Raw genomic sequence first — 23515 nt, 5'->3', positions numbered from 1 at the left:
ACCAGATAACAAAAATAGATCTATACAAGAAAAAAGCCCCTAAATTCAGGGGCTTTATCACAACATTATTTATAGATTATTGATCATCGATAAACTTTTTATAGAAAATCAGGCGCTACGTTTTAACTGTGAAACACGTAGTGAATCTGCTACCTCCAGCAAAAGTTGCAGGGTTTTGTCCCAACCCAGACAGCCATCTGTTACAGACTGACCATAAGTCATCTCACAAGAAATCTTTTGCTGACCATCGACAAGATGACTTTCCAGCATTACGCCTCGAACATGATTTTGCTTGCGTTCTGCCACAATGGTACGCAGTACTTCGGGCTGTAAAAGCGGATCTTTGTGGCTATTGCCATGACTGCAGTCAATCACCAAAGCCGGTAATTCACCTTTGCATTTTTCTTTGATCTTTTCAATTTCCGCCAGCTGGTAATTGGGACCTGAATTTGCACCGCGTAAAATTAAATGTGCTTTTGGATTGCCCTGCGACTCTAAAATACACGGTAAACCGGATTGGCCCAGACCCAGGAATTGATGTGGATGTGATGCAGATTGAATAGCATCCAGTGCAATTTGAATGGAGCCATCGGTGCCATTTTTGAAACCGATGCTGTATGGCATATGACTGGAAATTTCACGATGAATCTGAGATTCACTGGTCCGTGCACCAATAGCACCCCATGCCAGTAAATCATCGAAATACGCAGTCGCCATTGGGCTTAATATTTCCGAAGCAATCGGCAAACCTATTTCAATAATTTGTAGATACAACTCACGTGATTTTTCTAGTCCCAATTGCATATTGGATGAGCCATCTAAATTTGGGTCATACAGGAAGCCTTTCCAGCCTATGGTAGTACGCGGTTTTTCAATATAGGCACGCATCACCAGGAAAATCTGATCTGACACCTGGCTTTGTAATTGTTGTAATTTATGCGCATATTCAAGTACAGCCACGGGATCATGAATCGAACATGGGCCTGTCACCACCATCAAACGATGGTCCTTGCCTGCCAATATATTTTCAATGGTTTGACGCTGCGCAGCAATTTGTTGCGCCAATTTATTCGATAATGGCAATTGTGCCTTCAATTGGTGAGGCAAAGTTAAAATGGTTTCTTTTGCAGTTGTTTGAGTTTGTTGTAAAGCAGTATTTAAAGCATTCATTGGTCTTTCCTGGGGACTATTCAGTCCAATCTTTTATTTGAGCGTTATGGGTCTAATGGATTGCGTGTGAAGAGTCATCAATTGACTAAAGTAAAACCAATAAAAATTGCTAAAGTATGAATAATTTAATGTTTGCATGTCTAAACTCCCAAAATATAAAAAATAAGATATAAAAAAAACCTGATCAGGGTTGCCCGATCAGGTTATAAACTTGGTGGGCAACCTTTTCTTGCCCGAACGCATTCAGGCAATTATCTAAATTGCCAAAAGTAATAAGTCGCGTTTGAGAGTACAGGTTGCTTTAACATCTTTATTTCTTCAAAAAAGTATGTATCTTGAAATTAAAATACGCTGTATTGCCATATTTGACAATAGTTTTATTTAAAATAAAACTACATCAATCATTAAACTTTTACTTATACATTGTTTACAAATAAAACTTGGCTTCTAACTTAAAATCTAATCCTTTTCTATTGTTAACGTGCTTTAGATAATTTTTTAATATTTCGGTGGTGTTTCAAAAAGTATGCTGAAACAAAGCAGGTTGAATTTTGATAAAATAGAGAAATGCGAATAACTCTAGAAATCAAATGTCCAACCTGCCTCAGTGACAGTATAAAGAAAAATGGCATCAAAGTAGATGGGAAACAAAACTATCAGTGCAAAGACTGTAAACGTCAGTTTATTGGTGACCATGCTCTGAGCTATCTAGGATGTAATTCAGGCATTACTCGAAAAATATTACAGTTGATGGTCAGAGGTAGTGGTATACGAGATATCGCTGAAGTTGAGCGAATCAGTATCGGTAAAGTTTTACGTACTTTAACCGAATCGACCTACCAAATTCAGCCTAAACAAAGTCATTATGAGTCTCTTGAAGTTGATGAGTTTTGGACTTTTGTGGGAAATAAAAATAATAAACAATGGCTTATTTACGCCTACCATCGAGAAACAGGTGAGATTGTTGCTTATGTTTGGGGTAAAAGAGACTTAGCTACAGTTCAACGATTGAAGACAAAGCTTAAACAATTAGGTATTCACTACACCCGAATTGCAAGTGATCATTGGGACAGTTTCATAACTGCTTTTAAAAACTGCAAGCAAAGTATTGGTAAATTTTTTACTGTAGGTATTGAAGGTAATAATTGCAAAATAAGGCATCGAATTAGGCGCGGTTTTAGAAGGAGTTGTAATTTTTCAAAAAAGATTGAAAACCATTTTAAAGCTTTCGACTTAACCTTTTTTTACATCAATAATGGCTTCATTTAATGTCAGCATACTTTTTGAAACACCACCAATATTTCAACTGCTGAGCAGTTTCTATCAAAATAAAAGACCATCCATTGGCATTAAAAGATAAAATGTATTCTATACCGAAGGCTTGATTTGTTTTACTCCATATAACGAAGGATGTATTCATGTTCCAACATGTTGATGCGTATGCAGGTGATCCGATTCTTTCTTTAATGGAAGAATTTGCTAAAGATGAACGGACACAAAAAGTGAATTTAAGTATTGGGCTTTATTACAATGAAGACAATATTGTGCCTCAACTTGAAGCGGTCAAAGCAGCGTATAAGAATATTGAAACAAGCAATGAACAGGTTAAGCTGTATTTACCGATGGATGGCTTAAAACCTTATAATCAGGCTACTCAAGCGCTGGTATTGGGAGAAAATAGTCCGGCGCGCCGTGATGGACGCGCGGTGACCATCCAGACCTTAGGCGGTTCTGGCGCGCTTAAAGTTGGTGCGGATTTTCTGAAAAAATATTTTCCTGAATCTGATGTTTGGGTTAGCCAACCGACTTGGGAAAATCATATTGCCATTTTTAATGGTGCTGGTATTCACTCGCACTTCTACCCTTATTTTGATGCAGCAACCAATGGCGTCAATGTGCCAGCGATGCTAGAAAAGTTGAGCCAGCTACCGGCAAAAAGTATTGTGTTATTACATCCATGTTGCCATAACCCGACGGGTGCAGACTTGACACCTGCTGAATGGGATCAGGTGATTGCTGTACTAAAACAACAGGATCTGATTCCCTTCTTGGATATTGCCTATCAAGGTTTTGGTCAAGGACTAGAAGAAGATGCCTATGCGATTCGCGCACTCGATCAGGCTGGAATGAACTTTATTGTCAGCAATTCATTCTCTAAAATTTTCTCGCTGTATGGTGAACGTGTAGGCGGTCTGACATTTGTTTGTGATGATCAAGCCACTGCACAAAAAGTGTTAGGACAATTAAAGGCAACAGTACGCCGTATTTACTCAAGCCCACCTACGACCGGTGCATTGTTGGTGGATAATGTGCTGAATGATGCTGATCTGACTGCACAGTGGCAAGCTGAACTGCAAGAAATGCGAGAACGTATTATTCAAATGCGTCACATTTTAAAAGATAAACTGAGCCTGGCCTTACCGGAACGAGATTTTAGCTATCTGGTCAAACAGCAAGGCATGTTTAGCTATACCGGGCTGAGTGCTGAACAGGTCGATATTCTCAAAGATCAATACGGCATTTATCTGGTGCGTAGTGGCCGTATGTGTGTTGCGGGTCTGAATTTAAGCAATATTGATTATGTGGCGGAATCGATTGCTGAAGTCATTAAAGCCACTGCTTAATTTGGACCGAATTTCTTTAGGCTGATATAAAAAAAACGGGCAATCTGCCCGTTTTTTATTTCGTTTTTATTTGAGAATGTTTAGTCTTCAAAATGGATCACGGTACGAATCGATTTACCATCATGCATTAACTCAAAGGCTTCGTTAATTTTTTCCAGTCCCATGGTATGAGTAACAAAAGGTTCAAGCTGAATATCTCCTTTCATTGCTTCTTCTACCATACCTGGCAATTGTGAACGGCCTTTCACTCCACCAAAAGCGGTGCCTTTCCAGGTACGGCCGGTGACCAGCTGGAATGGACGGGTTGAAATTTCCTGACCAGCACCGGCTACCCCAATAATGATGGATTGTCCCCAACCACGGTGAGCACATTCCAGTGCAGAACGCATCACATTGGTATTGCCAATACATTCAAAAGAATGATCTACACCCCAACCGGTTTTTTCAACAATCACTTCCTGAATCGGTTTGTCATAATCTTTTGGATTTAAAAATTCTGTCGCGCCAAACTGTTCAGCCAGTTTGAATTTTTCAGGATTGGTATCAATAGCAATAATGCGGCTGGCTTTGGCTTTTTTGGCACCTTGCACCACAGCCAGACCAATACCGCCCAGACCAAATACAGCGACGGTATCTCCTTCCTGAACCTTGGCGGTATTTTTTACTGCACCTAAACCTGTGGTTACGCCACAACCCAGCAGACACACATGCTCATGATTCGCTTCAGGGTTAATTTTTGCCAAAGAGACTTCAGCGACCACGGTATATTCACTGAAAGTTGAGCAACCCATATAGTGGTAAATCGGCTGACCATTATAAGAAAAACGTGTGGTGCCATCTGGCATCAAACCCTTACCTTGAGTTGCACGAACCGCTACACAGAGGTTGGTTTTACCCGATTTACAGAATAAACATTCACCACATTCTGCAGTATACAGTGGAATAACGTGATCCCCCGGTTTTACGCTGGTTACGCCTTCACCAACTTCGACCACCACACCAGCGCCTTCATGGCCCAATACTGCAGGAAACACGCCTTCAGGATCATCACCCGATAACGTAAAGGCATCGGTATGACATACACCGGTATGGCTAATTTTTACCAAAACCTCACCTGCTTTTGGCGGAGCAACATCAATTTCAACAATTTGGAGCGGTTGACCTGGACCAAATGCGACTGCAGCACGTGATTTCATGAATAATTTATCCTTTTTGGGTTCTTTAACAGATGAGCTACAGTAACCTCTTTTTATTGTCGGATTCAACCTATAACATGATGATAATATGTACTTATAACTTTATGACTTCATAACAATTATGCAGATTAGACCATCCATGCATGCTGTCATGTTTGCTGTTACAATTTTTACAATGACGGGGTGCAGTTTGCCGATGAATGAATCCAAAAAGCAGTCTCCCATTCAGGTGCATGCCGAGCACTGGTTAAACGGTTCCAATGTAGATACACAAATTAACCAGGGCCTCACCGCCTATCTTGCTTTAGATGATGCTTTTATCAGTATTGCTTCAAGGCTGCATCTGATTAATAAAGCACAATATAATATCGATTTGCAGTATTACATCTGGGAAGATGACTCGATTGGCCATCTGATGCTGGCTGAATTGCTCAAAGCCGCTGATCGTGGGGTCAAAATCCGTTTGTTGATTGATGACCAGAACGGTTCTCAACTCGATGCAACCTTAAAACAACTGGCACAGCATCCCAATTTTGAAATTAAAATCTTTAATCCTTATACCTTTAGAGCCAGAAAACTGCGCGTGTTTGATTATGTTTTTCGTTTCAAGCAAATTAATCGCCGTATGCATAACAAGCTGATTATTGCCGATGGTGCCATAGCGGTGACCGGTGGCCGCAACATTAGCCGTGAATACTTTGAAGCCAGTGAGTCTTTCCAGTTTACCGATATGGACATTTTGTTTTATGGCACTGCGGTGAAGCATGCCAACAAAGTATTTCAGGACTTTTGGAGTGATGATTTAAGTTATCCTATACCCCTGCTGTTGGGTAAAAGTCGTCCAGAACAGCTTGCCAAATTACGTCGATATTATGAGCTGACTGCCTTACAAAAAGACCAGCTAAAAAGGCGGATTGAACTGGCTGAAAAACAGATCACTGAACATCTAAAAGATCGTCCGATTAACTGGGCAAAAGCACATTTTGTCGCAGATTCACCCGATAAAATTCGCGCTCAGGCATCGGATAATCAACTGATTTACCGTCAAATAATGCAGCTTGTGGGAAAACCTGAACAGCATCTGGAGCTGGTCTCTGCCTATTTTGTCCCCACAAAAAAAGGCAGGGATTATTTAACCAGTTTAGCCCAAAACAACGTGAATGTTCGAGTGCTGACCAATTCATTCCTTGCCAATGACGTTCCTTTGGTCCATGCCTTTTATAGACAATATCGCCATGATTTACTGAAAAACGGGATAAAATTATATGAATTTAAGCCCTATATAGAACGCAATAAACGGACCTGGTATGAAGTGATGACAGGTAACGTCATTCCAGCTAAGGGGAAAAATGCCTCCAGTTTGCATGCCAAGTTTTTGGATATAGATGGCATGGTGTTTATTGGTTCTGCCAATTTTGATCCTCGTTCCGCCAATTTAAATAGCGAAGTAGGACTGATGGTCGAATCCACTATCTTACAACAACAAATTTCCGACTCTTTAGATAAATACTTACCGCTTATTGCCTATGAATTAAAACTTAATCCACAAGGTGAAGTGATTTGGATAGAGCATCATAAAGATGGAACTCGCACAGAGTATTCACATGATCCCCAATCGACCAGATTTCAGCGTTTTAGCATGCAAGCGGTGTCATATCTCCCCATTGAATGGATGATGTAATGACAAATTAATGACATTAAAACACACACAGGCCTTGTCTTTCTAAATCATCGAGTACTGGAAGATCAGCACGAGATCATATTGTGCTCATGAATCTACACAACCCGCCTTAATAAAAGCTGCAAGTCTATAATCTGGCTTGTCTCATCTATCAGACTGGGCACTTCCCTGATGAATATTTCTGCAAAGACTTATAAGAAATTAAATGTTATTTATATATATTTTAGATCAATCAACACAATGATTTTACTCGTTTCTTAATTTGATTTAACATGCCATTTTTCGAGTTTTTAACTCAGCTCTCTCCCAATCGTGACCTTCTGCAATGCAATTTTTTGATTTAAGCCGTCAATTTAATTTAAGTGATATTTTAACCCCGTATAAAACGCTGGACGATTTAGGCCGCCAAGACTGGTTTTTAGCGAAAGTTCGTGTAGAGCATGATTGCCAGTCCGATTCTGAATTAATTGAAGGTCAGGCCATTTTAAAATCCAATCAAAATGTGCAGCTGGAACTGGAATGGCTGATTCAAGATACCGGTTTTGAACTCCAAGTCCTGTTTAAAGGCATTGAAACAGCAGCGAGTGAAGAAACTCTGGTGATGGTCAAAGGCGCAAAAATTATAGATGCCAATCAGCAGGTGATTTCTGCTCAGGCCTTAAGCCTGTGGATTGACGGAACCCTGCTGCCAATGTTGCCGAATATCCGTAAAGAGATTAAATCCCGTTTAAATTTATGGGACTATGTGGAATATGATGGATAACTTTTCTGGCCTACTCTGAATCACTTAAATTCCTTTTTAAATCTATTTATCATTTGAAAAGTTTTCGATGACATTCGTAAAGATATCAAAAACTTTTTCCAGCACAGCCTAAAATGGACGAAATACAGTCAGCTCTTTGGATGCGTTTAATTAAGTCTTGATTTACATAACTTACTTACAGTAAGCCTATTTCCTTAAATAACTGAGCATAAGCTTCGGCCTTTTTCTCCAAAGCAAGTGGATAAGCACGGGATGAAGATGGCATCCGATATAAAGTCAATTCACGTTCCGCAAAGTAGGTTTTTGAGGCATGACCAATTGTCGGTTTTTCAGTATGTTCTGGCATTGAAAGCATCAAGGTATCGGTTGCTTTATCTCCAGTTGTCATGATGCTATTACACTCAGGAATCTGCTGTAGCAGCTTGTTTAAATCAGTTGCTTGAGCAATGTGCAGAAATTTATCCGAAGCATTGCCTTTTAAACGGATAATTTGGTACGCCGTATCAAAAATTGCGATGCCTTTTTCCATTAAAAAATCACGTATCTGCTGTTCCTTGAAATTTTTATTGGCAATATCTAAAAAATGTTCTTTATTGCCAAAGAATACCAAACCAAAAATTTTCCACATGTCATTTTGGTAATTTGGATAATAGAACTCCATTTTCCAGCGGGCTTTAGGTGGTGGAAAGCTACCCATCATCAGCAATCTAGCATCTGGTGGTAAAAAAGGTTCCAGTGGATGGGTTTCAATATTTGGTTCGGTGCTCATAACAGTCTATTTATCCGTCTTCAGCTTAATTTAAAACATTTGACGAATTTTATCTGCAACCTGTTCACCCCAAAGTGTATAAATTTCCTTGCTGGGATGAAAACCATCCTTTGCCATTTCCAGATTGAGGCTTTTAAAACGTTGCAAATCATATTCAATCCATTGCATATTGCCGTTCTGCCGAACAAATTTCGTAAGATTTTTATTCATGCCTTTGGCATATTGTCCAAATAACCAGGCCAGTGGATGAGGTAATGCAGGAAATATGTTCATCGGTGGCACGCCAGATGCAATAACTAATTCAGGCGTGAATTTCTGGTTAATTTCTGCATAAAGTTGTTGCTGCTTTTGAATCCAGTCTTTAGGTGAGATCAGTTTGGTAATGTCATTTACACCGACTGAGGTAATCACCACATCAAAGTGTTGATTGGGCATATTCTTTACCGTCTGAATCACTTGTCCGCTGGTATGACCAGTGGTAGCTTCAAGTTGATAACTGATTTCATAGCCATCTTTTAACTGCTTCAGCACTGCACCGAGTAAAGCATCTTCCTGAGTTGCAACACCGACTCCAGCCGCAGCCGAATCTCCTAAAATTAAAATAGACAGCATTTTTCCAGTTCCAACTGTCCCCTGACGTTGTCCTTCTGGTTCTGCTAAACGTAGAGTATTTTTCTTAACGGCATTGCCTTGAATAATCAGGGATGGAATCAGAACGATGGTTGAAATTTTTAACAGCATACAAAATAAGATTCACGATGATATCTGCATCAATATAAGAGTTTATGGGGTGAGAAGCATTGACTTAAATTACAATAAGTTTCATCTAATTAAATAGTGAATGTGCTACATCAGGTCAGTAATAATCTAGGGTTGAGGGTGGTCGATATCTGCTGAATCTGCTGAATCTGCTGATGATGTTATTTTTTATCGAGCTTAGTTTTACAATGTTTTCCAGCGTATAAAAAAAGCCCATTGAATGAGCTTTTTAGAATCCTAAAATTAACCCAACTTATTGACCAGTTTCAGTGGCAATACTTTCATGGCCAAGCCTAAAGGTAACCAGGGCCACTGTGGCACATAAGCTTTAACTGGTGCTTTTTCAATGGCCTTGACCAGTAAATGCGAACCGGTTTTTTCATCCACTTCAAAAGGCAGTTTTTTCGCACCTTCATTCAGTTCTGTACGGATATAACCTGGGAAAATGGTGGTGACTTTAATCGGGGTATCAATCAACTCGGCACGAATGCCTTCAGCCAGGTGAGCTACTCCGGCTTTGCTTGCTCCATACGCGGTTAAATGTTTCGGCATGCCACGCATAGCGCTCATAGATGAAATCATCACCAGATGCCCTGCATTTTGCGCACGGAAAATTTCAACCGCAGCTTCACATTGTGCCAAAGCTGAAATAAAGTTAGTTTCGACAGTGGCTTTGTTAATTTCAAAATTACCTTTACCAATCCGGCGACCTTCACCCACCCCAGCATTGACAATAATACGGTCAATGGTACCAAATTCCTTTTTAAATGCACGGAACACTTCAAAGACTTGATCGTAATGGGTCACATCTAAGGTTTTGGCTATGACTTTTACGCTGTACTTGCTTTCCAGTTCTTGTTTTAATGTTTCCAGACGTTCCAAACGACGGGCGCAGATGGCAAGGTTATAGCCTTTTTGTGCAAATTCACGTGCCATACCTGCACCAATCCCTGAACTTGCCCCGGTAATTAAAATTGTTTTTGCCATGTTGTCTTCCTTTGCTATTTTTTTAATCAGATCCAGGTCAGTAAGCCGGGATCTTCGGCCTTAATAAAATGGTGTTCATTCAAGCTCAGTAATTGTGGTTCATTTCCCACCAGACGTAGTGTGGTCATGCTGGTATTGGCGATTGCCCAGTTTAAGGCAAAAGTCCGGTTAGCATTCAGCTCTAACAGTTTTCCTGCAGCTACCGAAATCACACCGCCAGAGGTAAACACTACGGCATACCGCGGTTTGATTTTAGCCAGTTCATCACATAAGTTTTGCAATGCTGTTTCAACCCGGTTTTTAAAATGCGGCCAAGATTCATCATATTCATGATGATAGTCACCACCCGTCCAGCGCTCAATCGCCCCTTCAAAAATTTTAGCCAGGTAAGCCCGAGGATTATCTTCCTTGGCGACATCCTGCTTTAACAGATGTGGTTCATTAAAACGTGGTTCGTATCTGGCAAAAACCTGCTGGTGATTAAATTCATTCCATGCACTATCGGTCTGAATCTCAGCCTCAGGAAAACATTGTGCCAAAGTCAAGTTGGCTGTCTGTTGATGACGTTGCATCGAACCTGACACCACATAAGGTGCTTCTTTTAGAATCTGGTCGAAATATTGCCCTAATAATTTCGCCTGTAATTCGCCGTTGGGAGAAAGCTGGTCATAACTTTCAGCCCCAAAAGAGGCTTGCCCGTGACGAATCAGATAAATTGTGGTCATGTCGGCATCAATTCCTTAAATTTCGCGATATATTTTTGAGCCAGTTCATTGGCCTCAAGTTTTTGCAGGCCAATCAATTTAAGCGCACGGATATGCAAGGCATGAATCACTACCCAGAAATCCTTAAAGGCTGGATTATTGGTCTGTTTATGGTAGTAGCGATAATAGATTTGCTGCGCAATCACGGCCAAACGGAAAATGCCGAACACTTCATAAAAGGTCCAGTTCTCTGTTTGCAAGCCAGTTTTTTGCAAATAATAATCCACCACTTCCTGACGCGTGAACATACCTTTTAAATTGGTGGGCTGACGACGCGTGGCTTTAAAAATTTGATTGTCACTTTCTTCAACCCAATACGCGAGGGCTGAACCCAAATCCATTAAAGGGTCGCCGAGGGTTGCCATTTCCCAGTCTAGAACGCCAATTACTTGTGTCGGATGCTTCGGATCTAAAATTACATTATCAAAACGCCAGTCATTATGAATGACACAGGTTTTTGAATCGGCAGGGATATTGTCTTTTAGCCAGTTTCGGACATATTTAAAAGACGGTACATTTAGGGTTTTGGCTTTTTCATAGCGAGCATCCCAGCCTTCTACCTGACGACGACAATAGCCTTCGCCCTTGCCGAGCTTTTCCAGTTCTGTACCCTGATAAGGAACTTGATGCAACTCAATCAATTTATCAATGACATTGATGCACAATTCACGGACCTGAGCTTCATTAAAGTTGAGCTCTTTGGGTAAATTGGCACGTGGAATAATGCCTTCCACACGTTGCATGACATAGAAATCACAGCCAATCACCGATTCATCCTGACAGAGCGCCACCATTTCAGGCAGTACAGGATAGAATGGTGCCAGATTTTTTTGCACATTGTATTCACGTGCCATGTCGTGCGCAGATTTGGCTTTGGTTCCTTTAGGGGGACGGCGTAAAATCAAGTCCGTATTGTCGTATTTCAAACGGTAAGTCCAGTTGGACGCTCCACCTGAATATTGTGTAACTTCGGCTTGACCCTGTAAATCAGTTCCTTGTGCTTTGAGCCAATTCTCAACAGCAATGACATCCAGTTCTTCGCCTTGACGAACCTTCCCACCCACATCAATCACTGACATTGTTATTTCCCTAAATCATCAATGTTATAACACTTCATCGCTTACTTATTTATACCCGTTTAATTTCTCATAAACAGCAAAATTTTCAGGCAAGTGATAAGCAGCCTCAACTATTTATGTAATTAATCTTTTTTCCGACCTGAACTGTAACCGCGTTTTGCCAATTCAAGTTTAGCAATCATGCCTTTATGCACTTCATCTGGGCCATCGGCCAAACGCAAGCTTCGAGCCTGAGCAAAGAATCCTGTTAGAGGTGTATCACGAGAAACACCAGCACCACCGTGTATCTGTATGGCCATATCTACCACTTTTTCCAGTACGCTTGGTGCAACCACTTTAATTGCTGAGATTTCAGTCAGTGCTGCCATATTACCTAAAGTATCCATCTTGTAAGCAGCATAAAGTGTAAGTAATCGTGCCTGGTCAATGGCCACACGGGCTTCTGCAACACGTTCCAGATTGCCACCCAGCTTTAAAATTTCTTTGCCAAAAGCAGTACGACTCATACCACGATCAATCATCAACTCTAAAGATTTTTCTGCTGCACCGATACAACGCATACAATGATGAATACGACCTGGCCCTAAACGGCCTTGCGCAATTTCAAAACCCTGACCTGCACCACCAATAAAATTCGCTACTGGCACACGGACATTATTAAAGCTAATTTCGCCGTGACCATGTGGCGCATCATAGACCCCAAACACTGGCAGCATGCGTTCAATTGTTACGCCCGTAGTATCTACAGGAACCAAAACCATGGAATGTTGATGATGACGGTCTTTGCTTTCATCAGGCGTATGCGCCATAAAAATGATGATTTTTGCATTGGGATCGCCCAAACCCGATGACCACCATTTACGGCCATTCAGAACTATTTCGTCTCCCTCGACAATCGCCGTAGCCTGCATATTGGTGGCATCAGAAGATGCCACAGCAGGTTCAGTCATACAAAATACTGAACGAATTTTGCCTTCCAATAATGGTGTGAGCCATTGCTGTTTTTGTTCTTCAGAACCATAACGCCACAACACTTCCATGTTGCCGCTGTCTGGTGCATTACAGTTAAAGACCGTCGGTGCAAGCAAGCTACGACCGGAAAGTTCGGCAATGTGTGCATATTCCTGAACTGATAAACCTTGCCCCAATTCTGGACATGGCAAAAACATATTCCAAAGACCCACTGCCTTAGCCTTATTTTTTAATATTTCAAGTTGAGTGGGCCATTGCCATGTTGTCCAGTCTCCCCCTTGATTGAGCTCATGGACATCATTCCAAAACTCGGTTTCAACCGGTTCAATTTCTTCTTTAATGAACTTTTTGGTTCTTTCAATATAGTCTTGTGCACGTGCTGATAATTCAAACATGGCGACTTTCCTTCAAATATTATGTTTTATACGCTTTACAACACCATAACCCGAAAACTATTATGAATAAAATGATTTAATTCAATATCACACTATGAAAAATATTCATAATAAAGCAGTCATTGATATGGGGAATTTTCACCGTATAGACATTAACTTGTATCCCTTATTTATTGCAGTGTATGAACAAAAAAGCATATCCAAAGCCGCGCAGATTTTATGTATCAGTCAATCGGCCGCCAGTCATGCCTTACAGCGTTTAAGACAGCATTTGCAGGATGATTTATTTGCACGTGCTAGCAGTAAAATGTTGCCCACACCGTTTGCCGAGCAGATTTATCCTGCAATTAAAAATGCGCTGTTTACCATTCAAAATATTTCAATGCAAAAGCAGAGTTTTGAACCAAGCATGGTCCAAAGTTTGAAAATTGCGGTCCATGATGAAATTGAACCGATGATTTTTCCCAAACTGGTGCAGCACTTTCAAGGTCTAAATTTAGAAATTCAATTTTTCAGTAGCAAATTAGACCGTAAAACGCTTGTCACAGATCTCGCCACCCAGCAAATAGACTTTGTCATTGATCTGGAACAAAACTTCGGTGAGAAAATTCAATTTCAGAAACTGGTACAAGATCAATTTGTGGTATGTACACAGCAACCTGAAATGACAGAACAGCTTTATCTCGCTGCTCCACATATTGGAGTTTCATCACGCCGAACTGGAGTTTTGGTTGAAGATATATATTTAAACCGCAAACAACTGTCGCGACAGATTTTTTTACGTTGCCAACATTACTCAACGGCTTTACAGATTTTGCTACAAAACCCTCAATCCGTTTTAACTATTCCTCAAAATTTGCTTAGTCATTTACAACTTTCTACTACATTAAATATTTTTACAGTGCCTGTGGACTTGCCGCTAATTACTTTGGGGATGTATTGGCATAAAGATTTGGAAGAAAATTCGCGTCATCAATTTTTGCGCAGCGAAATAACTAAAATTTTTACTTAGGCTATTTTAATAGATCTATTATTTTGCTTAGGCTATTTATAAGTACAATCAACAGCTACCATCTTAGAAACGAAGCGTTTTATGACTCATTTTTTGCAGAGTAAAAGATAAATGCTTAGGCTATTTTGAGTATTTGTTATGGATCTGAATGATTTTTTATGCAGATATCACCTTTTACTGAATAAATAACCGAAATGCTGAACTGGCAAGGCTTTTAATGCTATTTGACTATTTCTCAAGCCATTATTTTTGAGAATTTCCATTAATATAGCAGCTCATTTTTTATCTTTTTATTGTTGAATCTGGACTGGTATTTTCAAGTCAAATTCCACAAATTTTATCTATGTTGGCAAATCTCTCCCCTGTTTGGCTCATTATCTTGGGCATGCTGCTTTGTGCAGTGCTGTTTTTTATCTTCCGCAAAATTCACGCTTTCCTTACCGATGTATTTAAACCGTTTAAAAAAGGAAAAAAATACTGGTGCAAAGTCATTGCGGTGAGTGATGGCGATACCATCACCTGTACGCGCTATAACTTGCGTCGCTCAGAAACCAAACTGCGTTTTGCCTATATTGATGCTCCCGAATCAACACAAACCTATGGCAAGGAATCTCAGCGTCTGGTTAAAAAAATGGTGTATTACAAACTGGTTCGTGTCGAGATTACCGATGTCGATCGCTATGGGCGCTGCGTTGGCGTCATTTACCGTTTTAGACGAAATATCAATCAGGAACTGGTCAAACGCGGCGCGGCATGGGTGTATGAGGAATATATTAAAAAACCGACGCAAAAACAGAAATGGTTAGCTCTACAACATCAGGCCAAGAAGCAGAAAAAAGGCTTATGGAAAAATTCGCATCCGGTACGCCCTAGTGTTTATCGTAAGCGAAATAAATAGAATTTCAGAACAGATAAATAATCATCTTCAAATATAGATTCGAGTTTGATTTCATGGATTACACTGGCGGATTAAATAATAAAGTGGCTTGTTAAAAACAAACCACTTTAAAATTTATTATCAACAATTAAAGATAATAAGCCAGTTGAACAAGCAGTCGGAATGCCCCGGCCATCAACGCTAAAGCAAAAAATCCACCTAGCCACAACACAATAAACCACTGCATCTGTGAAAGTTTCATATTTAGTCCTTAATGATAGCCTTCATCACCAATGCGCACTTTGTCGCGGAACACCCAGTAAGACAAACCGGTATAAATAATTTTGAAATGCAACTTATTATTGAGAATTGAAGTGCCTTAATATGATTCTGTCATTTTCAGAATAAATCATTCTTGCTCCCTGACTAATACTTGAACAATCAACTCAACAGACGTAAAGTTATCTCAATTTAGTTACCCTAGCTAACTATTATGCCAAATCCCCTTAAATTTCGTGCTTCATTGCTGCGCTGTGCACGCTTAATGAGCGATGAAATCAATACCATTTTGCTTCCACATAAGTTGAATTATTCCTTGTGGCAGGTGTTGTATGTGATACAGCTGAAACAAGGCTGTACCTCTATCGACATTGCGGAATATCTGAATGTTTCCAAACCTTCGATTGCAAAACGTATTCATGCATTAATACAATTGGAGGTTTTGGATCAGGTCGACACTGATGATAAACGGCAAAAGAAACTGATCCTGAGCACTCAAGGTCAACAACTTTTTGCAACCTGCTCTGAAAAACTGGACCTGTTTGAACAACAGCTGCTCTTGCCCTTAGATCAGGCTGCGCAAAACAGTACGCTAAACACCCTTCATCAACTTATGGAACATCTGCAAGAGATGAAAGGTGGTCAATCATGAGTGAACATACGCCCTTATGGACAAGAAATTTTATTCTTGTCAGCTCGATTAACTTTCAGCTGGTCCTGACCTTTTATCTTCTGGTGGTGGTCATTGTCGGCTATGCCATCGCTGAAATGGGTGCAACCACGGCTCAGGCCGGTCTGATTTCCGGTTTGTTCATTGTCGGTACCCTGATTGGTCGTTTATTTGTCGGTCAGTTTCTGGAACGTTTTGGTCACAGAACCACCATGATTGTGGGTTTAATTGGATTTTTGATTTTTTCAGGATTCTATTTTATTCCCATGAATGTCGCTGCCTTGCTGGGTGTGCGTTTCATGCATGGTTTTATGATGGGTATGGCATCGACTGTATTGGGCACCATCATCGCGCAGATTTTACCGCCGACCCGTCGTGGTGAAGGGATTGGTTACTACAGCATGAGCAGTACATTGGGTACCGCGATTGGCCCATTCCTAGCAATATGGATGATGTTGCATGTTGGTTATAACTCGATTTTCGCCTTATCTACCATTGTTGCGGTGAGCTGTCTGGTTGTGGCCTTGATGATTGAAGTGCCTAACTTGCCACAACATACTAAAACTGTTGAAACTCAGGTCAGTGTACAAAAGCCAAGTTTCATTTCCCAATTTATTGAAATGAAAGCTTTGCCGATTTCGATCATCATGTTATTTACATCGATTTGTTATTCAGGCGTTTTATCCTTTATTAATTTCTATGCCAAAGAAATTGATCTGGTTGAAACAGCTTCTTTCTTCTTCTTAATGTATGCGATTGCGATTTTATTTTCACGTCCCTTTACCGGCCCACTGATGGATCGTAAAGGTGAAAATATCATTATGTATCCTGCATTTATAATTATGGCATTTGCCTTGTATCTGCTTAGTCAGGCACATAGTCCGATGACCTTGTTGATTTGTGCAGGCTTGCTTGGTCTGGGCTATGGCAACATTCAGTCAGTTTGTCAGACTGTTGCTGTGAAAAGTACCACACTGGACCGTATGGGCTTTGCTACATCGACCTTCTTCATTTTCCTCGATGCAGGTCTTGGTTTTGGTCCCTACTTTATTGGTATGGCGCTGGATTATATTGATTACGCGCAGTTGTATATGTATAGCGCGATTGCAGCTTTGATCTGTATTGGTTTTTACTATGTGCTACATGGACATAAAGTGAGAAACAAAGCCGTTAACGCTGCTTAATCATTTTCCAATACCGCCAGGAAAAATTAAAACCATTGGCTAAAATATATGAAATCCCCTTTTATAAAGGGGATTTCGAAAAATTATGAATTACTTAAATACCTTAAAACGCGTTGCATCATCTATATAAGCTTTATCTTTGGCTTCACCTTCTACTGAACCAAAGACCAGCTGGGCACGCAGTTTCCAGGAGGCTGGAATTTCCCATTCAGCATGTACCTGTTCATCCACGATCGGGTTATAGTGCTGAAGTGAAGCGCCTAAACCTTCAGTATGTAAGGCGGTCCAGGTTGCGAACTGGGCAATGGCTGTTGAGTGCTCTGCCCAGATCGGGAAATTCTCTGCGTAAGACGGGAACTGCTCTTGCAAACCTTTAATCACATCCATGTCTTCAAAGAATAAAACGGTACCCACACCTGCGGCAAAACTGTCCATTTTGGTACTGGTTTTTGCTGCACTTTCTTCATCTTTGGCATAAGACTTGAGTTTTTCTTTCACAAAACCCCAAAATTTTTCATGCTCAGCATTAAACAGAATCACGGCACGTGAAGACTGCGAGTTAAAAGAGGATGGACTCTGTTTGATCGCATGCTTAATCAAATCAGTTAAATACTCTGGGCTTTGCTCTACATTTTTACCGACTGCATAAATGGTACGGCGTTTCTTAATTAAATCTAAAAACTGATTCGACATTGAATGAAATCCTGTGATATTTCTTCGCGAAAATTTGAAACAATCTACCCTCACTGTTAATAAAATGTGAAATATCTACTTTTATAACAATATTTAGGTAAATGTGTTGCTGTCTTACCATATGCAATAATAATTCCAATTTCTAGTACATTTTATTGATAATTAAATCTTTAATTTTTTATATAGATGCATTTAAATAGCTTAAGTTTATCTTTTTACAGCTAAAACTGGCATAAAAAATCCCCCAATATTTGGAGGATTGTTATCGTATTTTATGCTGTTCTAAAATTTGGCATTTAACACATTTTGCGGAACTTTATGTTTCCACAGATCACGCAGTGTGGGCAAATAGAATTTTTCACCAATTTCAACCAGTTCTGCATCAATCAGTGCGTGAATTTCGTGCATAAACAGATAATCGAGTTCTACAGTTTTCAATTGATGGTTGTTTTTCGCAAACTCTTTACGCTTTTGCTGCGCAGTTTTGACTAGCTGATCGGCATAGTTTTTATTTTTAAATTGAGAAATCGCATTTAAACGTAATTCAATCACGCCCCAGCCGCTAAGTAATAATTTGAACAATTCAAAATCTTCAGTGGTCGATTCCCAGGTCATTTCATCCAGATTTTCATCGCCAGGCAGAACCGGAAGCAATAATTCCATCACACTCGGAAAAATCTTTTTAAAATTCAAAATAAATTTAACAGGATGCTCACCCGGATAATCCTTAAATTGCACCTTTTTCTGAACATCTGTTAAATAAACGTCAAGCATAATCAATCATCAGCAGTTAATTTCTAGGACTATTGTACGCATATATGCCCCAGATAAAAACCACTGATGATCAATTGATAGCTGTTCCAACTTTTAGATGGCTATTTCACATTAGGTGAAACCATATTTTCCGGAATTACCACGGCATCAAACTGTTCGGCAGTGACCAGGTTCAATTCGACCGCGACCTGTTTTAAGGTTTTGCCTTCCTTATATGCTGTTTTTGCCACTTTAGCAGCATTTTCATAACCAATCACCGGATTTAAAGCAGTGACTAACATCAGTGAATTATGCAGGAAATGATCAATTTTTTCGCGGTTGGGCTCAATGCCAACGGCACAATGATCATTAAAGCTGTTACATGCATCGCCCAACAGTTGAATCGATTGCAACAGGTTAAATGCAATGACCGGCATAAACACATTCAGCTCGAAGTTGCCCGAAGCTCCGGCGACATTAATAGTCGTATCATTCCCCAGCACCTGTGCCACCACCATGGTCATGGCTTCACTTTGGGTTGGATTGACCTTGCCGGGCATAATGCTTGAACCTGGCTCATTTTCAGGAATACGGATTTCACTAAAACCGCAGCGCGGACCACTGGCCAACCAGCGAATATCATTGGCAATTTTATTTAAACTCACTGCCAACGTCTTTAAAGCCCCAGAGGCAAATACCGCAGCATCACGCGCAGCTAAAGCTTCAAATTTATTCGGAGCCGTTACAAATGGCAAACCGGTTAAATTAGCTAACTGTGCTGCAGCTTTTACTGCATACTCCGGATGTGCATTTAAACCTGTTCCAACTGCTGTGCCCCCCAAAGGCAATTCATATAAACCCAGTAAGGCATAATGCAAACGTTTTAAGGCATGATCCAGTTGTGACACATAGCCACTAAATTCTTGCCCGAGCGTTAAGGGTGTTGCATCCTGTAAATGGGTACGGCCAATTTTGACAATGTCGGAAAATTCTTGCGATTTAGCCTCTAGAGTATCGCGTAAACGTTGTACGGCAGGAATCAGCAATTCATTGATTTGTAGACTTGCAGCCACATGAATGGCAGTGGGAAACGAGTCATTGGTCGATTGAGCACGATTGACATGGTCATTGGGATGGACCGGCTTTTGTGAACCTAAAGGATTGCCCAGTTTCTGGTTGGCAATATTGGCAATCACCTCGTTGCAGTTCATGTTGCTTTGCGTACCAGACCCGGTTTGCCACACCACCAGTGGAAACTGGCCATCCCACTTTCCGGCAATCACTTCTTCTGCTGCATTGACTATATAGTGTGACAATTCATGCGGAATTTGATCTAACTCGGCATTGGTAATGGCTGCTGCTTTTTTTACCAGACCCATCGCCCGAATCATCGGTCGCGGTAAACGTTCTTGGCCAATTTTAAAGTTTTGCAAACTACGCTGCGTTTGCGCACCCCACATTGCTTCACTGGGAACTTCAACATCGCCCATGGTGTCATGTTCAATACGTGTTTGCATGTTCAACCTCATATCCATGTAGTGTTATTACTTAAGCCAATTCATTAGTTTTGCCATATTTAATGATCTTAATCAAACATATTATAATTGTAAATGATTATTATTTACATACTTCACTTTGTTTCTCAGCTGCTTTAATTTCCTTTCAGTGTTTGTTGATAAAAACGCCAGGCATCTTCAATAATTTGGGTAATGGTGCGCTTAGGTTGCCATTTTAAAATTTCATGGGCTTTACCTGAGGTCGCCCCTACCTGATCCAATTCAGCATAAGTATAAAACGGCGCATCAATGGTTTTGATTTCAGTCTGGGTGACTTTTGAAACTTCACTGAGCAAGGCTCGAATGGACATATTTTGTCCTGCAATATTAAAAGCATCACAAGTATAAGGCTGAGCCCTTAACCATTGTAAAGTTGCGAAAATGGCATCACAGCAATCTAATACATGCAGAAAGCTGCGCTCAACAGTACGATCCAAAGTCTGTGCCTGTTGACGCAGCTCAATATAATCACGTTTTCTCGCTGCAACCTGTAAAGCCAGTGGAATAATGTTTTTCGGCAATGGCGCAACAAACTCCCCGAGCACGGCATGTTCAAAAGCTCCAGCAATATTGCACAATCTTAAAATGGCAATTTTCCATTCATTGTCGGTCAGTGCGGTATCGCGGATAATTTCTTCCATCATCTGTTGCGATTTGATATACGGATTTGGGTAGGAATAATTAAATGGCGTATCTTCGCTCAAAATTAAGCTGGACTGACCATAGACCGCCAGACTGGATAAGTGAATTAAGGTTCGAATGCCTGTACGCTGCATAGATCGCAGCAAACTCATAATACAACTGACATTATCATTATAATATTCCAACGGTTTAAGCGCAGATTCTTCTATCGATTTAAAACCAGCGGTGTGAATGACGGCTTCTACAGAATATTGTTCAAAAACTTTGTTTAAGGCAGGTGTATTTCGGATGTCAATTTTGACAAAAGGCACATACATGCCGGAAATGTATTCAAGTCGTTCTAAGGTTTGTAAAGTTGCATTGGATAAATTATCAACAATGATGACTTCTTGTCCATGAGCCATCAGGCTTAACGCAATATGTGAGCCTATAAAGCCTAAACCACCCGTCACTAAAATCATTGTATAGATACTCCTTATAATAATCAGTACCTTGCAATTCATTGGTGTAATTTTGGTGTTTACAACAACTTATCCACAGATATTAAAAGCAAAAAACCGACTCAAAATTCTCTTGAGTCGGCTAAATCTGCAAGAGCACTATAACACCATCTTAAAGATTTGGAATATTGAATGTGTTGCAGTTATGGCTATGAACTGTATATTGTTTATGAAAAAAATAAAAACTTATTCAATGAATGATGAAACTCATCAAGAGGAATAAAAATGAAACCATGGGAATACTTTTACATAGAACACACGATAAGACATGATCCTAGCCAAACAACTAAACGCAGATAGCCATCTTTGTTGTTTTTTATTGCGAAGTATATGCACCATCGACCACATACTGACTGCCAGTCACAAATGAAGCATCATCAGAGAGCAGAAAGGCAACGACCTGAGCAACTTCTTCGGGATAGCCGGCTCGACCAATCGGATGTAATTTCACCATCTCTACCTCATCAATCTCAGCACTTAAAGGCGTTTTAATATAACCTGGATGTACTGAATTAATGCGAATACCTTGATCCGCATATTCCAATGCCGCTGCTTTTGTTAATCCGGTAATAGCATGCTTTGCAGCCACATAGCCAGGAATATTTTTAAACCCGATTAAGCCTGCAATTGAAGAGGTATTAACAATCGCTCCACCTCCTGCAGCCAATATTGCAGGAATCTCATAGCGCATGCTATAAAATACCCCATTTAGATTAACATCAAACACACGATGCCACCCATCAATGCTCAATTCTGCAGTTGGGTTAAGCTCCCCCAGAATTCCCGCATTATTGAATGCTAAATGCAATGCGCCATATGTGCTGACAGCAAATTCAACCACTGCCTTCATATCTTCAGGCTCAGCTATATTGGCTTTATTTGCTACAGCTTTCCCACCTAAAGATATGATCTCATTAGCAACTTTATGAACAGTTTCCAGGTTAATATCTGAAACCACCACACTTGCGCCCTGTTGAGCCAAAAGCATAGCCGTACTTTTGCCAATACCAGAACCAGCTCCAGTAACTAAGGCCACTTTATTATTAAATTTATTTGACATAATTTTTTCCATTTCTAATTTTAAGCGTAAGTCGCAAGACTTTATAATATTCAGCATCTCAATTCTTTGTTGAGACTGGGTCTATAATACTATTCTGCATGAGTTCAACATATTTTTAGTATATTGATCTAACTAAAGTCATACAGTACATTCTCTATATTGAACTAAAAATGAGTTTGTTTAACGCCAGCATACTTTTTGAAACACCACCAAAAATTCTATACGCCTAGTTGTTAAACAAGCTTAAATAAAATAGTAATATATTAAGCATACTTTAATGATCAAATACTACGGATAGTATCCGATCGCACAGACCCACTTCGGTGGGTTTCTTATTTCTGAAATAAACTTTCGCTATTTTATAGGCAAGGCCGGATTCGAAGGTAAGACCTGTAATAACTAAGTAGCACTAATTCCCAAAACCCATCCCTGTGATGGGTTTCTTTTGCCTATTCTTGCTTATAATTTATTTACCAATAAAAATAATCACTTGAGAATTATATCAGAGCTTCTTCCAAGTCATGATGCTAGTTACATTGGCACTTTTAGCTTTACCATTGACTTTCATTTGGTCTCCAGCAGCATTTAAACTGGCATCAATATCATATACACGTCCATCCTGCGTATTAATCCAAATACCCTTGTTAAATTGTTTATTGCTAGTATCAGCAACCAGACCTTTAAGAGCTTCCATTCCAAAAATTGGCTGATTCTTCAGTTCACCTTGGCATTTGCTACATACTTCAGAACTTGCAACACCAGGTAAAGATCGATTTTTAGTAATGACAGCACTGTACTGTTGCGTTTTAGAATTCTTACGAATCACGATATCTGAAACATAATAACCAGTACGATCATCAATAACTTTCCAAGTGCCAATTAACGGATCGAATGGCATAGCGGCTAATGGATTGATTAGCCCAAAAAATAATGCAGTAGCAGCAAAAAATTTACGGTTCATAAAAAGTATTTACAATTCAAAGAAATAAATAGGCACGGCTGTGCTCAAAATTGGCGAGAGTATAACAATTATTTTTCTATTAAGACATTAATTTCATTAGATTTAAATATATATCTGCTAGCTATTCCCAAAATTAATCAAAGATTAAAATCAAGATATCATCATTTTT

Annotated in this window: 23 protein-coding genes; 8 read left to right on the top strand and 15 right to left on the bottom strand. The window is 39.9% G+C overall.

Annotated features, from left to right (window positions below):
• Window positions 1-108: 108 nt before the first annotated feature.
• On the bottom strand, window positions 109-1170 hold the full coding sequence (locus tag JFY49_RS08140; RefSeq protein ID WP_180042584.1) for a 3-deoxy-7-phosphoheptulonate synthase: 1062 nt from the start codon (window positions 1168-1170) through the stop codon (window positions 109-111).
• 567 nt (window positions 1171-1737) lie between these two features.
• Here JFY49_RS08140 and JFY49_RS08135 point away from each other — a divergent pair.
• Window positions 1738-2439 (top strand): IS1-like element ISPa14 family transposase, encoded by a 702-nt coding sequence (locus tag JFY49_RS08135; RefSeq protein ID WP_001223318.1) that lies wholly within the window; start codon window positions 1738-1740, stop codon window positions 2437-2439.
• A 149-nt stretch (window positions 2440-2588) separates the two neighbouring features.
• Window positions 2589-3794, top strand: coding sequence for an aromatic amino acid transaminase (locus JFY49_RS08130; RefSeq protein ID WP_180082198.1), 1206 nt, complete (start codon window positions 2589-2591; stop codon window positions 3792-3794).
• A gap of 80 nt (window positions 3795-3874) precedes the next feature.
• Here the strand turns inward: JFY49_RS08130 and JFY49_RS08125 are convergent, their stop codons facing one another.
• A complete protein-coding gene (locus JFY49_RS08125) occupies window positions 3875-4990 on the bottom strand; it encodes an S-(hydroxymethyl)glutathione dehydrogenase/class III alcohol dehydrogenase (RefSeq protein WP_086196977.1) in 1116 nt (371 codons plus the stop codon).
• A gap of 121 nt (window positions 4991-5111) precedes the next feature.
• Between JFY49_RS08125 and JFY49_RS08120 the strand changes: the two genes are divergently transcribed.
• Window positions 5112-6671 carry a phospholipase D family protein gene (locus JFY49_RS08120; protein WP_200224761.1) on the top strand — a complete coding sequence of 520 codons (1560 nt, stop codon included), beginning with the start codon at window positions 5112-5114 and terminating at the stop codon, window positions 6669-6671.
• A gap of 325 nt (window positions 6672-6996) precedes the next feature.
• Window positions 6997-7434, top strand: coding sequence for a hypothetical protein (locus JFY49_RS08115; RefSeq protein ID WP_180082196.1), 438 nt, complete (start codon window positions 6997-6999; stop codon window positions 7432-7434).
• Window positions 7435-7609: 175 nt separating this feature from the next.
• Here the strand turns inward: JFY49_RS08115 and JFY49_RS08110 are convergent, their stop codons facing one another.
• From JFY49_RS08110 to JFY49_RS08085, 6 genes are all read right to left on the bottom strand, one after another.
• Window positions 7610-8203, bottom strand: coding sequence for a uracil-DNA glycosylase family protein (locus JFY49_RS08110; RefSeq protein ID WP_200224760.1), 594 nt, complete (start codon window positions 8201-8203; stop codon window positions 7610-7612).
• Window positions 8204-8233: 30 nt separating this feature from the next.
• Window positions 8234-8944: an SGNH/GDSL hydrolase family protein gene (locus JFY49_RS08105; protein WP_200224759.1), complete on the bottom strand. Its 711-nt coding sequence runs from the start codon at window positions 8942-8944 to the stop codon at window positions 8234-8236.
• A 261-nt stretch (window positions 8945-9205) separates the two neighbouring features.
• On the bottom strand, window positions 9206-9949 hold the full coding sequence (locus JFY49_RS08100; RefSeq protein ID WP_166170072.1) for an SDR family oxidoreductase: 744 nt from the start codon (window positions 9947-9949) through the stop codon (window positions 9206-9208).
• Window positions 9950-9975: 26 nt separating this feature from the next.
• A complete protein-coding gene (locus JFY49_RS08095) occupies window positions 9976-10674 on the bottom strand; it encodes a histidine phosphatase family protein (protein ID WP_200224758.1) in 699 nt (232 codons plus the stop codon).
• Entirely contained in the window at window positions 10671-11792 is a 1122-nt protein-coding gene (locus JFY49_RS08090; protein WP_200224757.1) for a phosphotransferase family protein, read from the bottom strand. The genes JFY49_RS08095 and JFY49_RS08090 overlap by 4 nt, the downstream gene beginning before the upstream one ends.
• Window positions 11793-11914: 122 nt before the next feature.
• On the bottom strand, window positions 11915-13159 hold the full coding sequence (locus tag JFY49_RS08085) for an acyl-CoA dehydrogenase family protein (protein ID WP_200224755.1): 1245 nt from the start codon (window positions 13157-13159) through the stop codon (window positions 11915-11917).
• A gap of 94 nt (window positions 13160-13253) precedes the next feature.
• Here JFY49_RS08085 and JFY49_RS08080 point away from each other — a divergent pair, with 94 nt between their 5' ends.
• Window positions 13254-14171, top strand: coding sequence for a LysR family transcriptional regulator (locus tag JFY49_RS08080; protein ID WP_200224754.1), 918 nt, complete (start codon window positions 13254-13256; stop codon window positions 14169-14171).
• Between the two features lie 343 nt (window positions 14172-14514).
• Complete coding sequence (locus JFY49_RS08075) at window positions 14515-15069, top strand: thermonuclease family protein (protein WP_200224753.1); 555 nt, start codon at window positions 14515-14517, stop codon at window positions 15067-15069.
• Between the two features lie 127 nt (window positions 15070-15196).
• Here the strand turns inward: JFY49_RS08075 and JFY49_RS08070 are convergent, their stop codons facing one another.
• Window positions 15197-15310, bottom strand: a complete 114-nt coding sequence (locus JFY49_RS08070) for a DUF2474 domain-containing protein (protein ID WP_200224752.1) — start codon at window positions 15308-15310, stop codon at window positions 15197-15199.
• 231 nt (window positions 15311-15541) lie between these two features.
• Between JFY49_RS08070 and JFY49_RS08065 the strand changes: the two genes are divergently transcribed.
• A complete protein-coding gene (locus tag JFY49_RS08065; protein WP_200224751.1) occupies window positions 15542-15979 on the top strand; it encodes a MarR family winged helix-turn-helix transcriptional regulator in 438 nt (145 codons plus the stop codon).
• Complete coding sequence (locus tag JFY49_RS08060) at window positions 15976-17181, top strand: MFS transporter (RefSeq protein ID WP_200224750.1); 1206 nt, start codon at window positions 15976-15978, stop codon at window positions 17179-17181. Before JFY49_RS08065 ends, JFY49_RS08060 begins: the two co-directional genes overlap by 4 nt.
• A gap of 90 nt (window positions 17182-17271) precedes the next feature.
• Here the strand turns inward: JFY49_RS08060 and JFY49_RS08055 are convergent, their stop codons facing one another.
• The 6 genes from JFY49_RS08055 to JFY49_RS08030 form a co-directional block, all read right to left on the bottom strand.
• On the bottom strand, window positions 17272-17874 hold the full coding sequence (locus JFY49_RS08055) for a nitroreductase family protein (protein ID WP_200224748.1): 603 nt from the start codon (window positions 17872-17874) through the stop codon (window positions 17272-17274).
• Window positions 17875-18156: 282 nt separating this feature from the next.
• On the bottom strand, window positions 18157-18648 hold the full coding sequence (locus JFY49_RS08050; protein WP_200224747.1) for a hypothetical protein: 492 nt from the start codon (window positions 18646-18648) through the stop codon (window positions 18157-18159).
• Between the two features lie 101 nt (window positions 18649-18749).
• Window positions 18750-20144: a class II fumarate hydratase gene (gene fumC / locus JFY49_RS08045; protein WP_200224746.1), complete on the bottom strand. Its 1395-nt coding sequence runs from the start codon at window positions 20142-20144 to the stop codon at window positions 18750-18752.
• Between the two features lie 134 nt (window positions 20145-20278).
• Window positions 20279-21286, bottom strand: a complete 1008-nt coding sequence (locus tag JFY49_RS08040; protein WP_200224745.1) for an SDR family NAD(P)-dependent oxidoreductase — start codon at window positions 21284-21286, stop codon at window positions 20279-20281.
• A 355-nt stretch (window positions 21287-21641) separates the two neighbouring features.
• The gene (locus JFY49_RS08035; protein ID WP_200224744.1) at window positions 21642-22385 is read right to left on the bottom strand and encodes an SDR family NAD(P)-dependent oxidoreductase; all 744 of its coding nucleotides are present in this window, start codon (window positions 22383-22385) and stop codon (window positions 21642-21644) included.
• Between the two features lie 502 nt (window positions 22386-22887).
• Window positions 22888-23346, bottom strand: coding sequence for a DUF2147 domain-containing protein (locus JFY49_RS08030; RefSeq protein WP_166171768.1), 459 nt, complete (start codon window positions 23344-23346; stop codon window positions 22888-22890).
• Window positions 23347-23515 lie beyond the last annotated feature (169 nt).

It is taken from the genome of Acinetobacter sp. CS-2, assembly GCF_016599715.1.
Taxonomy (GTDB): Bacteria; Pseudomonadota; Gammaproteobacteria; order Pseudomonadales; family Moraxellaceae; genus Acinetobacter.
Note: the sequence above shows the minus strand (reverse complement) of the source record. Positions and strands in the feature narration are given on the sequence as shown.